This is a genomic window from Pseudoalteromonas sp. P1-26, assembly GCF_001401795.1.
GTDB lineage: Bacteria > Pseudomonadota > Gammaproteobacteria > Enterobacterales > Alteromonadaceae > Pseudoalteromonas.
On record NZ_LKDX01000004.1, the window covers coordinates 44338 to 61633 of the forward strand.

Sequence of the window (17296 nt, forward strand, 5' to 3'; positions counted from 1 at the left end):
ACTAAAATCTATTTAATTATTATGTATTAGTTGAGTATTAGCAACCCGTACATTGTAACTATAATTTCAGGCTTTCTAATGCCGGCTGCAATGTTGGATAGTGGAAGCGGTAATTGTGACTAAGTAGTTTATTCGGAAGCACAAATTGACCATGAAGCAGAAGATCAGACATTTCTCCCATCATCAATTTTAAAACCCAGCTAGGCATACGTAGCATGGCAGGTCGCGAAATCACACTCGCGAGTGTTTGACTAAATTCATTATTATCAACAGGGTTTGGCGCAGTGGCATTGACAGGCCCGTGTATCTCTTGATGTGAAAGCACAAAAAGGATGAGTTGGATCATGTCGTCAATGTGGATCCACGACATTCCTTGTTGACCATGACCTACTGGTCCACCCAAGCCAAATTTAAAAGCAGGCAGCATTTTACCTAAAGCACCACCTTGCTTAGCTAATACGATACCTGTACGAAGTAGGCATACTCGAGTTTGGTCAGATTGTGCTTTCGTCGCTGCATGCTCCCAATCACGGCAAAGAACATGGCTAAACTCAGGGTAAATATCATTAAAGCTTTCATCAATTGGCTGGTTTTCTTGGCGGCCATAAAAGCCAATCGCACTGCCAGAAATAAAGGTATGAGGCGGCGATTCACAACGGCTAATTGCTTTAGATATCTGTAAAGTAAGAATGATCCGGCTATTCAGCAAAGTTCGTTTTTGCGACTCGCTCCAGCGCTTGTTGACGATTGGCTCTCCAGCTAGATTAATGACAGCGTCAACCTCTTCAAAGTTGACTTCATCGAGTGACTTAACAGTGTGTACTTGATGAGTCAGTATGACCGCGGCTTGAATAGGGTTGCGTGTTAGCACAGTAACCTTGTGGTGATTCAATAAAAAAGGGCACAAATGTCTACCAATAAGGCCCGTTCCACCTGTTAATAAAATATGCATAGTGCTGCCTTAATTAATATCTGTGTGTATTTTTTATACATAGTGATGGTGATTTTTGCAAATATATACGTATAAAGCAGTAATTTAGATTAGTCTTCTTGGTTGTAGTTGTTGTAAATATGATAGCTATTTTTTAACTCATGTTTAGCGTGATACATTGCTTGGTCAGCTAATCTCAGCAATTCTTGGTGATCTAGGCTGTGATCTGGAGCAAGGGCTACCCCAATACTTAATGAAATATTTAATGTGAGCTGTTCAAATACAAATGGGTTATCAAAACGTGCCAATAGATGCGTGATCATGGCATTAATGTGTCTGTATTTAGCGATATTATGTGTAATTATGACGAATTCATCTCCCCCATAACGATACACATCATCATCGGCTCTAACTGATGACGTAATCCGTTTTGCGGTTTCAATAAGAACTTGGTCACCAATTAAATGGCCGTATTCATCATTGAGTTGTTTAAATTTATTTATATCTATAAATATAACAGCCAGTTTATTGTCTTCAGAGCAAGTAGTAATGGCTTGCTTCAATGCTGGCTTTAACTCTGTGCGATTTAAAACGCCTGTTAGATGATCATGACTAGCTTGAAAATTTAACTTACTCGTTCGCTCATAAACGATGTCACTCATGCGTGCAAAGCGTTTTAACACATAGCCAATTTCATCATGGCTACTAATCGTCAACGTTTTTGGTTTTTCGCCTTTTTCTAGTTGATCAGTGTTTTGAATTAATAACTTTAGAGGTTTAAAAAGCTTTGCATTGATATAAAAAGCGCAAAAAACTAACAAGATGAGCATTAATGGTATTTGCAAAGTTACGAAGTGAGTTATAAATAGTCTGTTTTTTTGGTAGTCAGCATTTTGCTGTTCTAACTTGGCAAGCTCAGTATTTTGAAACAGTAAAATATGCTCGCGGATCTGGTCCATATACTTTTTACCCTCATTCGTTAACACAATCGCTTTAGCTTCTTCGAGGGCATATGGCGTGCCTTGCATTACAAGTGTGACAGTTAATGCTAACTCTGCTAATTTTTTGTCGACCAGCTCATCAATTTCAGTAAGAGTGTCTTGTTGTTCGGGGTTATTTAGCGTTAGCTTATTGATAGTCAAAAAATGTTGTTTAACTTGTTCAAGTGCTGTGTAGTAGGGTTCTAAATAGTTGAGGTCTTGAGTTAATAAATAACCACGTTGCCCAGTTTCTGCGTTCGTTATTTGATTGTAGAGCTTTTCAGATTCATCGAGAGCATCATGAGTATGGATCACCGCCTCAAGCTTAGCCTGACCTTGCTTATCTAATACATAGATAATGAAGGTATTGGCTACCACCACTAAAAAAATAGAGGAAAGTAGAAGGATAAATTTAGCTCTCAGCGACATAGGGTGAGTAGGGGGACCAATTAAGTTGTTAGTTATAAAGTATTAACTGATATTGGGTGTTTTTCCAGTTTGGGTTTTAAAATATGAACTCGAAATTTTAGTTAAATAATTAATGTGGGCTTAACAAATTGGTGCAGATTGTGTTTATTTTTGGTATTTTAGTTCCGATAATAAGTAAATAAAGTATTTAAGGAACTATTATGCATAAGGGATTAATTGCAGGTGCTGCAGTTTTTAGTATGTTCAGCGCATACTCTCTTCAAGCTGCAACAGTAGAAAGGGTAAGTCCCTCTAACAAGCCACAACTTCAAAACCTGCTATTAACAAATCAGTCTCTTCAAAAAAATCAAACAAAAGGTTCTTATTTTGAAGAGGTTATTTTGCCTCACCATAACTCTAAAGGTGTACTAAGAAAAAATTCATCAAACAAAATTCTACAGCAATATTATTCTGGGGTTCCTATCTGGGGGCAGCAAGTTCGTATTCAAGATAAGTCACAGCATATGAGTGGCTTTTTTGCGACCGATATCGATGATGCAAAATTACAATTAAGAGCAAACAGTCAATTTGATTTAGAAGCTGCAGTTTTAGCTGTGCTTAAAGCTTCTAAACTGTCACTAGATTCTTCTTATAAGCTCGTAAAATCAGAACGTTACATTTATGTTAAAAACGATCAAGCTCATTACGCATATTTAATTGAGCTTGAAATTTTGAATGCTGAACATGAGTCAAAGCCTTCAGCTATCATCAATGAAAAAACTTATGAAGTGTTTAAAGCGTGGAATAATATCAAGCACACACAGGCGATGGGGCCAGGTGGTAATGAGAAAGTTGGCCGTTATGAATATGGCGAAGATTATCCAGCATTTGCTGTTTCTCAAGTAGGAGAAACATGCTTTCTAGAAAATGATAAAGTAAAAACTGTTTCGATGGAGTCAGGCAGTGAACCCTCATCTGCGTTTTCATTTCCGTGTGATCGAAATACTCACAAAGAGGTTAATGGTGCCTATTCGCCTTTAAATGATGCACATGCATTTGGAACCTCGGTGTTTGATATGTATGAGCAATGGTATAACACGGCACCACTGACCTTTAAGTTATTGCTACGTGTTCACCAAGGTGATGGTTGGGAGAACGCAACATGGAACGGCTCTGCGATGAGTTTTGGTGATGGTGCCGATAGTTTTTACCCGCTAGTATCTTTAGATATTGTATCTCATGAAGTGAGTCATGGTGTTACAGAGCAAAATTCCAACTTATTTTATTACGACCAATCTGGAGGAATTAACGAGTCATTTTCAGACATGGCTGGTGAAACCGCTGAATACTTTGTCAGAGGTTCTACAGATTGGTTGACAGGTGCTGATATTACAAAAAATAGAGCAGCATTGCGTTATTTTGAAACCCCGTCTAATGATGGTATTTCAATAGACCATGCATCTGAGTTTTATTCTGGTATTGATGTTCATTACAGCAGTGGTGTGTTTAATAGAGCATTTTATTTACTAGCAAATAAGCCAGAGTGGGACCCACGTAAAGCTTTTCAAATTATGCTTTACGCAAACCAAAATTATTGGGTAAATTCAACTGACTTTATTGATGGAGCATGTGGCGCAATCAACAGTGCCATTGATTTAGGCTATAAAACAAATGATGTTGTCGATGCATTCAATACGGTAGGTGTTGTATGTAATAACATCCAATTCATTGATAATGATAACGATGGAATGGATGACAATTGGGAGTTGTTATATTCACTGGACTCATCAGACCCTACAGATGCAGCAGGTGATCTTGATGATGATGGATTGACCAACTTAGAAGAATACAGATTAAATTCATTGCCAAATAATTCTGATACTGATGGCGATAGCCTAACTGATTATCAAGAACATCATGAGTATCAAACAAGCTTAACTAATCCTGATTCTGATAACGACAAAATGACTGATGGTTGGGAAGTTAATTTCGCATTAGATCCTCTAGATAGTGCAGATGCAGAGAGTGACTTAGACAATGATAGCTTCACAAACCTAATTGAATTTTTACTAGGCTCAGACCCAAGTGATGCAGATTCTACACCTTCAATTCCTGAAACAATCGCTATTAATTTTAATGATAATCTTGTTCCTGAAAGCTTTGATTTTACAGACCCCTCAATGCCATGGGAAACATATCAAATAGATGAAAGCTACAACTTTTCTCTAACTAACAATGATATCGATGATAATCAAACAACGAGCTTTGAATACAGCTTTGTAACAGACCAGACTAAGTACCTCAGCTTCGTTTATAAATTATCTACAGAAGCTGATTTTGATCATTTATATGTGTATCTAAACGAGCAATTAGTTGTAATTGATTCTGGTATTACCGATTGGCGCTCTTTCGAGCAAGTCATTCCTACAGGCTTAAATACACTTAAATTCGCTTACATAAAAGATAGTTCTGTATCATCAGGCTTAGATTCAGTCTTCATTGATAACATTTTCATCAGTAATGAATTTGCTGATACTGACGGTGATTCGATACCAGATTCTTGGGAAGTTGCGCACGGCTTAGATCCTTCGAATCCAGATGATGCATCATTAGATAATGATAATGACGGTTTGAGTAATCTTAATGAGTTTTTAAATCAGGGCGATCCTAATAACCTTGATACAGATGGAGACCAAATTCCAGACGGCTGGGAATATGAGCATGGTCTAAATTTAACAGACTCTACTGATGCAATGCTTGATAGTGATAATGATGGATTTAGTAACTACACCGAGTTTCAGTTACAAACAGACCCACAAGATGCAGATTCATTTCCAGAGCAATTGAATCTAACTAGTTCATTTGAAGATTCTCAACTTCCTCAATGGTTTAATCATTCATCAGAAAACAATGCTGATTGGTACATTGATAATAGTTTTGCTACCGATGGTTCGCAAAGCATTCGCTCTGGTAAAATCTCAGATAGTCAAATGAGCTCATTCAGTGCTACAGGTGTCTTCGTGGAAGCATACCTTATATTTGACTATAAAATAGAGTCTGAAGAATGTTGCGACTCTTTCGTTCTAAAAATTAATGGTTCAAATAGTGACAATAAGTCGATTGCTGGAACAAAAGAAGGGTCGGTAACTGTTAAAATCCCTGAAGGTGTTAACGTTATTGAGTTCTCATATACAAAAGATGGATCAATCTCTACTGAAGAGGATGCTGTTTGGTTAGATAATTTTAAATTTATTCCTAATACGAGCGATGTTGATACTGATAGTGATGGCCTGCCAGATTTTTGGGAAGTTGAAAATGGGCTTAATTTAACTGATGCTAATGATGCTTCTTCTGACTACGATAATGACGAACTAACTGCTCTGCAAGAGTATGCTCTTGGGACAGATCCTAGGCATTCGGATAGTGATGGGGATGAACTTCCTGACGGTTACGAAGTAAATGTACTTATGACCTCACCGATTAACGCAAATGCTACTGGTTCTGATCGAGATGAAGATGGTTTTACAGACGTACAAGAATATTATGCGCAAAGCTCGCCAACAGAATACGCTTCAACGCCTTCAGCAATAAATAACCTTTTCGAAAGCTTTGAAACTGGTGGGTTACCAAACCGCTTCACGGTGTTAGCAGCAAATAATGTTGACTGGATTTCAAGTGATAGTTGGTCTTCTAACGGAGTGAATAGCCTTTCTTTTAACCCTAACTTTAGTGGCGAAACTTATACACAAGTGAATGCAGGCTTTGCTATTGCTGGTTTGTTTGAGCAGGGCTTTATCACTGTTGACTACAACATTAATAAATATAGGCTTTTACAAGTTCAAGTTAATAATGAAGATATTGAAATTCAGTACGAAAAATCTCGACTATTAATTCCTATAGCTAGTGGCTTCAATACAATTAAATTTAATCTAGATGGTGCTGATTTTTACCGTTACGACTCATTTTTCATTGATAGAGTTGTGTGGACTTCAGAGGTTGATACTAGTTTAGATACCGACAGTGACGGCATGGCTGATTTCTGGGAGTATCAATTTGGTCTGAATGTTCTTGACTCATTCGATGCAAGTCAAGATTTAGACAGAGATGGTTTGGCTAACTTAACTGAATTTGAAATAGGTTCTAACCCAACAGTTGAAGATACAGATTCAGATGGTGTGGTTGATAGTGAGGATAGTCATCCAGATGATCCTAATTTAGGAGAAAATTTACCGCCAGTATTCTCAGATTTGTCACCTGTGACAATAGAAGGGATTTATGAAAACACATACATTTCTAGAAGCCTTTATCCTGAGGTAACAGATAACAATAGAGTTGCTGTCGATGTATACCCTTCGTCTAGAACGCTTGTTTATGGCGAGAATCAAATAACTTGGGTAGCTGAAGACATTGCAGGGAATAGTGCAAGAGCTGTGCAAACATTCTTTGTCACTGATACGACCCCTCCTATCATTCAAGACTATGCTGTAGCTATGAATGGTGGATTTACAGAAGAGCAATTGTTCGAGGAGTTGTTAAGCCGATCAGTTGTTTATGATGCAGTATCAGGCATAAATGAAATAACTATTGAATCAGACATTGATATAGCATTTGAGTCTGGACGTTACTCTTTAGATATTACGGCAAGCGATAATGCTGGTAATACTACAGCTGGAACTATTAACCTGCATATAAATCCACGTATTGATATTCAACCCTATACCTATGTTTATCGGGATGCTCTGCCCGTTGTTGCGCTTAATGTGAGAGGTAAACCGTTATATGATAACTTTAGTTTGAATTTGATTGCTGGCAATTATATTCAATCTATTAGTGACTACAGCTATGAAGGGACTAAAAATGTAGTATTAGGAAATATACTTGACTCGTTAGTTGATTCAATTGAGCTTGAAGTATATGACGGCGGTTACACAGAAGAGTTTAATAAATCTGAAATAATTCATTTAGATGAAGATGCACCGCGCAGTATCACGGCCACTTATAAACAAAATGGTAAGCGAATGGCGAGTTTGGTCAAAGGGTATGGTACTCATGTTGAAATACAAGCGTATGGCTTCTCAAATTATGAAGATTTAGAGCTTAAAATGACATTATTATCTGATGACCAAGTCATAAATGAAGTTTATGTGTATACGTATGACTCAATTATATGGAGAGGTGATTTTAATTTTGCAGATGACTGGCAAGGAGAGATTACCTTTAATTATGACATCTTAAAAGATGGTGAGTCAGTTATGACGAAAACTGAGACTGTGTCACTAATTGATAATGTTACCTTTGATAATGAAACTGCGGACACAGATGGTGACAATATTCCTGATAGTACAGAGTGGATAGGCGATAGCGATGGTGATGGGATTGTTGATTTCTTAGATAGTTCTTCTAACACTTCGAAAGGAGTTCTAGCTTCAGGAGCATATGTTTTTACGAACAATGATTATCATGTTATTAGCGCGGGTGATGTTATTCGCACTCAAAGTGATAATTTCATAGAAAACATGAATATCTCTGAAGAGATGTTGCTTGATGCCTTCACGGATATGGACGTTGAAGATCCTCATTTCCAATTGAAAAGTGATTTGATAAACATCAATGTAGAGCTTGCTCAGCGCACAGAATCAGTAGACCTTGCTTTACCAATACTTGAAAACTCTCTATTGAGTGATGAGTTACAAGCACGCGTACTAACTTTAAGTGGTTGGAAATCGGTAGAGATAATTGCAAGCAGCGACTTTAGTTCTGAGTGCAGTAATTGTTCAGCCTTTACGGTTGTGGATGGTAGTGAATTTGACTTAGACGGCGAGAAAAATGGTTTTGTTGAGGTTGTCGCTAAACTGGCACAAGAAAGTCTTAATAGCGCACCAACATTATCTCTTATTATTCCTGAGACAATAGACGAGCTGCATACCTTCGTTTTAGATGCGTCAGGAACATCAGATAGCGATGCAGATGAGTTAACGTATAACTGGTCTGTATCAATACCCGAAGTTACTATCGAAAACCAGAATGAAAGTATAGCAATCTTGAAAGTGTCTGAGCTTTTAGAGTCGAAGCAGGGAACAATTTCTTTAACCATTAACGATGGCTATGAGGAATTTGTTCATGAGCAATCTGTTTTATTCTTGCATGTAAACCAATTGCCAACAATTGAACTTGCTAATAGTTATACAGTTAATGAGAATGTAGAAGGTGTGATTACTGTTTCTGCGACAGATAAAGAATCACAGCCGTTAACTTACAATTGGATCCAAACACAAGGTCTTCAAGCTGATATTCTTCAATCGAATTCTCAAACGTTAAAATTTAAATCTCCAACTGTTTCTGAGGATTCATTGCTTAAATTCAAAGTAGCAGTTTCTGACGGAGAGGGAACTGCAGAACAATCAATAGATGTAACTGTCAAAAATGTAACTACTAGTAGTAATGGTGATAAAGCTGAATCTAGTAGCGGTGGCGTTTTTGTCTTTCTAATTGCTCTGTTACCTTTCGTTTATAGAAGGCGAGTAAACAGACACTAAAATAGCTAATAAAAGCCCCTTTTTAAGGGGCTTTTTTAATAGGTGAAAATCATTACTAATAATACAAATTCAATCTTAAATTATGATTACTGCTGTTGTTATTTGAAATTCTTGGTATGCTTCTTTAGAGCCAAATAAAATTCGAATAACTAGGGAGCTAGGTTGAACTTTCTGCGCCAATTCCACGATATAGTATCTAATCAAGAAATTGATTTTTCCGACAAAGTAATCAAGTTACTAGAATTTGGTTTAGAGGTATTTGATCTCGAATTTGCGATTGTGAGTCAAGTTGATGACAAGCTCTATACGGTCATTCATGTGGTGGCGCCTGATAATGCAATCCCGGTTGGTACGCAATTCGATCTGGAAGGTACCTATTGTGCTCACACTTTAGAAGCTAATAAAGCGCTTTCATTTCATCATGCCTCAAATAGTCGGATTGCACAGCACCCTTGTTATGTAAACTTTCAACTAGAATCTTACATTGGCGCACCTATTTTTGTTGGCAAAAATGTTTTCGGCACAGTTAACTTCTCAGCGCCTAAAGTATCAAAACCTTTTAGTGAAGAGTCTCACGATTATGTAGAGTTATTTGCTCAATGGTTAGGTAACGAATTAGCACGTAATGCCTCATCTGAGAGATTAGTTAAAAAGAACTATATGCTCGCGCAAGTCGAAGAAGTTGCTCGTATAGGGTCTTGGGAACTCGACTTGCTAGAAAATAAGCTCTACTGGAGTAAACAAACTAAAGCAATCCATGAAGTCCCTTCAGATTATTCTCCAAACCTTGAAACGGCTATTGAATTTTATAAAGAAGGTGAAAGTCGTGATGCAATACAACAAGTAGTCCAAGAAGCAATTGAGCATGGTAAAGATTGGAATATTGAAATTCAGCTTATTACAGCGAAAGGGAATCCTGTATGGGTTTCAACCTATGGCGAAGCGGAATTTGAAAACGGGCAATGTGTTCGTTTAATAGGTACTTTTCAAGATGTAACGAAAGAGGTGCTACTTCGTGAGGAGCTTAAAAAGCAAAAAGCGGATGCTGTGCGAACTCTTGAAGACCGAAGTATCTTGCTGGCTAAGATTAGCCATGAACTGCGCACGCCGTTAAATGGCATTACAGGCATGCTAACGACTTTACTCTATGAAAAGTCAGAGCAAAAACGAGAAGAAAAACTCAAAGTTGCATTACGAAGTGCAGATATTTTGTTAAATATAATTAACGAAGTGCTCGACTTTTCTAAAATAAATCATGGTGAACTGAAATTAGAGCCTAGTCACTTTTTATTAAAAACAATTTTTGTTGATTTAGCGTCGTTATATTTACCTTTATATCAAGAAAAGAATCTTTATTTTGACGTCGAAATTGATATTAGTGAAGAATGTTGGACTTACTGTGATAACACCCGACTCACCCAAATTGCGTCTAATTTATTGAGTAATGCATTAAAGTTTACTGAGCAAGGCACTATTAAGTTATACGTATCTGCTAGAGTTCAAAATGACGATGTCATCTTGAATTTGCAAGTTTCTGATACGGGTATAGGCATGACGGAAACCTTTATGAAGTCACTTTTTTCACCATTTACCCAAGAGCTAAATAAGGACCGAAAAAAGGGGGGTACAGGGCTTGGCCTTGCAATAGTGAAGGAACTTATCGATTATATGGGAGGCATAATAAAGGTCAGTAGCGAATTCCAAAAAGGCAGTTGTTTTGATATTCAATTACCTCTAAAACTAGGACAGCCACAATCACATGATACGCTGCATGCCTCTGATATCGACTTTTCAGCCTTACCTTTATCGATACTGGTTGTTGATGACAACCAAATTAACCGCTTTGTGTTAAAAGCACACCTAGAAAAGTTAGGCTTAACGGCCGATTATGCCTGCGATGGTATTGATGCGATAAATAAATGCAAGCAAAACAAATACAATCTGATTTTTATGGATTGCGTAATGCCAGAAATGGATGGCATTGAAGCAACACGTATTTTAAGAGATGAGCAAATTTGCCCAACTGATACAACTTATATTATTGCTTTAACAGCAAATACTTCTGCAGATGATAAAGCAGCTTGCAAACGAGCTGGAATGGATTTATTTGTTTCAAAGCCTGTTAAAAATACGGCTATTGAGCAAGCAATTGTGACAGCTAAAGAGCATTTTTTAATCTAAATAATTGTAGTTTGTGAATACTCGGCTTAGAAAAATCATTGCTGGGTAAATGAGTAGTTATTTTAGGCAATTTTCAAATTTAACCTATACTTTTAACGGGTTTAATATGTTGGAAATACTAAATGGGCTACTCAGATAACCGCCGAGACTTTTTAAAAACATTAGGTGTTGGTGCCATAGCATCAACAGTTGCCTTTAAAGCTCCCTATGTATTCGCTAAGAATACTCCCACAATTAGGGTTATGGGGACCCACGTAACTTTACAAGAAGAGCTCAGACAAAAAGCCATGCTTGAGCTGGGTATTAATATTGAATTTACCCCAATGGGCAGTGCTGCGGTGTTGCAAAAGGCAGCATCAGACCCAAGTAGTTTTGACTTATACGAGCAATGGTCAGATTCAATTAATATTCTTTGGCAAGCAGGTGCCATTCAACCTATAGAAACTGAGCGGTTAACCTATTGGCATGAAATCAATCCACTCTCTAAAACAGGTAAAATTGTGCCTGAAGCCAAGTTAGGCGCTGGTGACTCACCCAACAAACTTCTTTACGTGCAAGCAGATGGAACGCTTGCGACTACACCAAGCGATGCAATTAGTTTCTTGCCTTACGTGCATAATGTCGACTCGTTTGGTTACAACACTCAGTTCATAGAAAAGGGGATTCCTTATCAAACTGAGTCTTGGTCTTGGTTACTCGATGAAAAGAATAAAGGTAAGGTTGCGCTTGTTAATGCGCCAACAATCGGTATTTTTGATTCTGCTCTGGCTGCCGAAGCGCAGGGGCTGATGAAGTTTAAAGATATGGGCAATATGAGTATTAGCGAAATTGACCAGCTATTTGCAATTTTACTGCAAAAGAAAAGGCAAGGTCATTTTGCTGGCTTTTGGACTTCGGTACCGCAGTCGGTCGACTTTATGAAAATGAAACGCGTCACTATTCAAAGTATGTTTTCGCCCGGAGTCAGTGCCTGCAAAGGGCAAGGTATCCCGGTTGTTTATGCTTCACCCAAAGAAGGTTATCGTGCTTGGCACGGGGTTATGTGCTTATCAGCTAATGCACAGGGACATGTTAAAGATGCTGCTTATGAATACATGAATTGGTGGCTTTCTGGCTATCCAGGCGCATTTATCGCAAGACAAGGTTATTACATTTCTAATCCTGAGCGGAGTCAGCCTCTTATGTCAAAAGCAGAATGGCAATATTGGTATGAAGGGCAAGAAGCATCCATGGATTTACGCGGAACAGACGGCAAAATATCTGTTCTAGCGGGTCAAGCTCGTGATGGAGGAAGCTATATCAAGCGTTTTTCGAATATAGCGGTCTGGAATACGGTAATGCCGAATTATGATTATAGTTTAGATAAATGGTATGAGTTGTTGAACTCATAAGGAGCTACATTGCTAACCATTTTTTCTAGGTCTTTAGCAGCCAAAGTGTTATTGGCATTGACACTCGTTTTACTTGTAATGGGGGCGAGTTATTTTGTCCTGAACAAGCGATTACAAAGAATTGAAACATCTTTTAACGATATAAGCCGCATTAGTAATTATGCCGTGGGTATACTTCGTATAAATAAAGATATTGTTGAAATGCAGCGTGATATTTCAGTTTATGGATTCTCAGGTAGTAAAACCGTATTTAGTAAAATAATAGAGAACTTTGAAAGTATAAAAGCACGTTTAGAAAGTGTTGATTTGAAAAGTGATGAACTTGAAAGCCAAGTTTATTTAAATTCAATGACACAGCTGATTTCTCGGTACGGTGAAAATCTAGATGTGCTTGCCAAGCGTTATGAAATAAAAACAGAGCTCACTGACGTTGAGTTACCGCAAATCTATTTAGCAGCTATTAATGAATTAACCAACCTCAAATTAACTGCGACTACCAATGAAAACAAATTGGCTATCACTGAACATCTCAATGTATGGCATGAATTACATCGTGATGCCTCTTTGTTTCTTGCCAAAAAAGATTATTCTAAAAGAGCAGCGGTTAATAAGGCGCTGGCTATTTTATCAAATCAGTCACAAACCAACACTGATCTAAGTAATAACCGTGAACATGCTAAAACATATAAACAGGCTTTTTCGAGAGGCGTGCAGGCTAACCGAAACTATTTAAGCTTGGTTAATGTTGTTATGGCTGGCGATGCTATAGAGTTCAGTACCCTTGCAGATAAACTAAGAGAGCAATCCCTAGCAAAATTGCAAAAGATTAAAAGTGAAGCGCAAGAAACAGTAATAAAAACAGATCAAACTCTGCGTTTTCTTGCTGTTGGTGTAGTTATCTACATTATCGCGCTTGCAATCTATTTCCACCTGCATATATCGCGTGCAATTACACGTTTAACCACAAGTTTTCAATACTTCTTAGCTGGTGATTTATCAGCTCCTATTTATGATTTAAAACGTAACGATGAAATTGGTGTGCTTGCAACTGCGGCAGATAGATTTCGGGTGTTAAGCCAAGACCTTACCCAAGCCAAGAAAACGGCAGAACACACCACCAAGGTGAAATCAGAATTTTTGGCAAATATGAGCCATGAAATTAGAACCCCTATGAATGGCATTTTAGGAATGGCGCGGCAGTTGAGTCGTACCAGTTTGTCTCATGAACAAATGAAGATGCTTAATATTATACAATCTTCAGGGGCAGGATTATTGGTAATCATCAACGACATTTTAGATATAAGTAAGATTGAGGCGTCTAAAATTGAGCTAGAGTCTGTGCCTATACATTTAAATTCGCTACTAGATGAGTTACAGCATTTATTTAAAGAGCAAGCCCAAAGTAAGCATATTAAGTTGAATATTTCTGTTGCTGAAGAGTATCAACATTGTGTTTTCTTTGCTGATGAAGCCCGCCTAAAACAAGTGTTGATAAACCTTATTGGGAATGCAATTAAATTCACCGAGAAAGGCTGTGTGACCCTCAACGTAAAAATTAATGAGCTAGGCGGCGATGATTTGAGCATCAAATTTAGTGTGATTGATACAGGAATAGGTATCGCAAAAGAAAATCTCGGTAAGTTATTTGAAGCGTTTTCTCAAGCGGATACCTCAATTACAAGGCGCTTCGGTGGTACAGGGCTCGGCCTTGCTATCTCAAGCAAATTACTAATTTTGATGAATGCTCCTTTGCAGGTAGAAAGTGATCTAGGGCAGGGTTCTTGTTTTTATTTTGAGCTAAAAACAACACAGGTTATTGAGCACTCTGAGTTTGAAACCGAAACTCGGCAAGAAAATGAAGAGGAACAAGTAGACTTTTCATCGTTAAATGTATTGGTCGTCGAAGACAATGATATTAATCAGGTTGTTATCGAAGCTATGTTAAATGAGTTTGGTATAAGCTCAATAAAAATAGCAGGGGATGGCGAGCAGGCTGTTGCGCTATGTAAGGAACATAGTGGGGAAAATAATCTGCAAAACTGCTTTGATATTATATTTATGGATATGCAGATGCCTATACTTGATGGCCCGCAAGCAACAATACGCATAAGAGAAATGCCAGAGTATAAAGCGACTCCTATTATTGCCTTAACGGCCAATGTACTTGAAGGAGATAAGCAACGATGTTTTGCCGCAGGAATGAATGATTTTGTTGCCAAGCCGATTGACTACCAATGTGTTAAAACGGCTTTACTAAAGTGGTCTAAAAGTGAAGTGAGCGCTACGAGTGACTGTGATACCAACACGCAATAATACTTAATCATTTTGAGGGATTAAACCTGTCGCTATCTGCGTTAAAAATTTCTGTTTTACGACTGCATGGATGCAGAAGGTAGAGCAATGCAGGAGCAATTGCCGAGCACAACTAAATAACGAAATTTTTGCCTTGCTATCAACGAGGTTTTATTGCCTCAAAATAGATCCACTTAATTAAGCGAATTGGTATTAAAAATTGATTTTAAGTCGCTAAAATAAAAAAGAGTTACCTCTTCGGTGTTAAAAACACTGAGGTAACTCTCTTATAGCTAATTAATTATGTTTAAATGAATTAAACCAGTTTAGCTAGGATGTCATTAAATGTTGAGCTTGGACGCATTGCTTTGAATGCTAACTCATCATTTGGTTGGAAGTAACCGCCAACACTCATTACTGGACCTTGTGCATCGTTTAATTCAGTAACGATTTGGTCTTTTTGAGACTCAAGATCAGCAGCGATTTGTGTGAACTGTGCTTTTAATTCCGCATCATCATTTTGTGCAGCAAGTTCTTGTGCCCAGAATAAAGAAAGGAAGAAGTGCGAACCACGGTTATCAATCTCTTTCACTTTACGTGAAGGTGATTTGTTTTCAGCTAGGAAAGTACCAGTTGCTTTATCAAGCGTATCAGCAAGAACTTGTGCTTTCTTATTACCAGTATTAACTGCTAAGTGCTCTAAAGAAGCTGCAAGCGCTAAGAACTCACCTAATGAATCCCAACGTAAGTGGTTTTCTTTTTCGAACTGTTGAACGTGCTTAGGTGCTGAACCACCTGCACCTGTTTCGAATAAGCCACCACCATTCATAAGTGGTACGATTGAAAGCATTTTAGCACTTGTACCAAGCTCAAGAATTGGGAATAAGTCAGTTAGGTAGTCACGTAATACGTTACCAGTTACTGAAATAGTGTCTTTACCTTCTTTGATGCGCTCTAATGAGAACTTAGTCGCTTCAATTGGTGCTAAGATGTGGATCTCAAGACCATCAGTATCATGTTGTGGTAAATACGCGTTTACTTTTTTGATTAGCTCAGCATCGTGTGCACGGTTTTCGTCTAACCAGAAAACTGCAGGCGTGTTAGTTGCGCGAGCACGGTTAACAGCAAGTTTAACCCAATCTTGGATTGGTGCGTCTTTTACCTGACACATACGCCAGATATCACCTTGCTCAACAGCATGCTCAAGTAAAGTTGTACCAGCTGTGTCAACTACACGGATTGTACCAGCAGCAGCTACTTCAAACGTTTTGTCGTGTGAACCGTACTCTTCAGCTTTTTGAGCCATAAGACCAACGTTAGGTACGCTACCCATAGTTGTTGGATCGAATGCACCATTCTCTTTACAGAAATCGATAGTTGCTTGGTAAACACCTGAGTAACAACGATCTGGAATTACAAAGCTAGTGTCTTGTAATTTACCTTCGCTATTCCACATTTGACCGCTAGAACGGATTGCAGCAGGCATTGATGCATCGATGATCACATCACTTGGTACGTGAAGGTTAGTGATACCACGGTCAGAATCAACCATTGCAATAGCAGGGTTGTTGTCGTATACCGCTTGGATATCAGCTTCGATTTCAGCTTTCTTAGCTGCATCTAGGCTTTCGATTTTTGAGAATACATCACCAAAGCCGTTGTTTACGTCAACATCTAGTTCTTTGAAAAGATCAGCGTGTTTTGTGAATACGTCTTTGAAGAACACTTTTACAGCGTGACCGAAGATGATTGGGTCAGACACTTTCATCATAGTTGCTTTCATGTGTAATGAGAACAACACGCCTTTGTCTTTTGCTGCTTGAATTTCTTTTGCAAGGAAAGCTTGAAGCTTAGCAGCACTCATGCGAGACGCGTCAATTACTTCACCCGCTAGTAATGGTGTACTTGCTTTAAGAACTGTAATGTCACCATTTTCAGCAACATGCTCGATACGTACGTCAGTTGCTTCTGGAATAGTCACTGATTGCTCAGAACCGAAGAAGTCACCTTCTTCCATGCTAGCAACGTAAGACTGAGAATCTTTGCTCCATGCACCCATTGAGTGTGGATTATTGCGAGCGTACTCTTTTACTGAACCTGGAGCACGACGGTCTGAGTTACCTTCACGAAGTACCGGGTTTACAGCAGAACCTTTGATTTTGTCGTAAGTTGCTTTAACTTTCTTTTCTTCATCAGTTTTTGGCTCTGAAGGGTAGTCAGGTAATGCGTAACCTTTTTCTTGTAACTCTTTGATTACTGCACGTAGCTGAGGGATAGAAGCACTGATATTAGGTAACTTGATAATGTTAGCTTCAGGTGTTTTAGCCATTTCACCTAACTCTGCAAGTGCATCATCAATACGTTGATCTTCAGTTAAGTACTCAGGGAAGTTTGCAATCACACGACCCGCTAATGAAATATCACGAGTTTCAACTTCAACACCCGCAGCGTTTGTATACGCTTGGATGATTGGTAACAATGAATACGTCGCAAGAGCCGGCGCTTCATCTGTTTTAGTATAGATAATTTTTGATGTCATCATCATTCCTAGATAGTTGGCGTAATGTTTGGTAATGA

Annotated in this window: 7 protein-coding genes; 4 read left to right on the forward strand and 3 right to left on the reverse strand. The window is 38.3% G+C overall.

The window, feature by feature from the left end; genetic code table 11:
• Positions 1 to 58 precede the first annotated feature (58 nt).
• Complete coding sequence (locus AN394_RS03750) at positions 59 to 952, reverse strand: TIGR01777 family oxidoreductase (RefSeq protein WP_054561672.1); 894 nt, start codon at positions 950 to 952, stop codon at positions 59 to 61.
• A gap of 89 nt (positions 953 to 1041) precedes the next feature.
• Positions 1042 to 2292, reverse strand: a complete 1251-nt coding sequence (locus AN394_RS03755; protein ID WP_161805747.1) for a diguanylate cyclase domain-containing protein — start codon at positions 2290 to 2292, stop codon at positions 1042 to 1044.
• Between the two features lie 248 nt (positions 2293 to 2540).
• On the opposite strand from AN394_RS03755, the gene AN394_RS03760 reads away from it, so the two are divergent.
• From AN394_RS03760 to AN394_RS03775, 4 genes are all read left to right on the forward strand, one after another.
• On the forward strand, positions 2541 to 8855 hold the full coding sequence (locus AN394_RS03760; protein ID WP_055020826.1) for a M4 family metallopeptidase: 6315 nt from the start codon (positions 2541 to 2543) through the stop codon (positions 8853 to 8855).
• Between the two features lie 162 nt (positions 8856 to 9017).
• Complete coding sequence (locus AN394_RS03765) at positions 9018 to 11036, forward strand: hybrid sensor histidine kinase/response regulator (RefSeq protein WP_054561669.1); 2019 nt, start codon at positions 9018 to 9020, stop codon at positions 11034 to 11036.
• A 122-nt stretch (positions 11037 to 11158) separates the two neighbouring features.
• On the forward strand, positions 11159 to 12427 hold the full coding sequence (locus AN394_RS03770) for a PotD/PotF family extracellular solute-binding protein (RefSeq protein WP_055020827.1): 1269 nt from the start codon (positions 11159 to 11161) through the stop codon (positions 12425 to 12427).
• Positions 12428 to 12436: 9 nt separating this feature from the next.
• Positions 12437 to 14740, forward strand: coding sequence for an ATP-binding protein (locus AN394_RS03775; RefSeq protein WP_055020828.1), 2304 nt, complete (start codon positions 12437 to 12439; stop codon positions 14738 to 14740).
• A gap of 295 nt (positions 14741 to 15035) precedes the next feature.
• Here AN394_RS03775 and AN394_RS03780 read toward each other — a convergent pair whose 3' ends face one another.
• Positions 15036 to 17258 (reverse strand): NADP-dependent isocitrate dehydrogenase, encoded by a 2223-nt coding sequence (locus AN394_RS03780; protein WP_055020829.1) that lies wholly within the window; start codon positions 17256 to 17258, stop codon positions 15036 to 15038.
• Between the last annotated feature and the right edge of the window lie 38 nt (positions 17259 to 17296).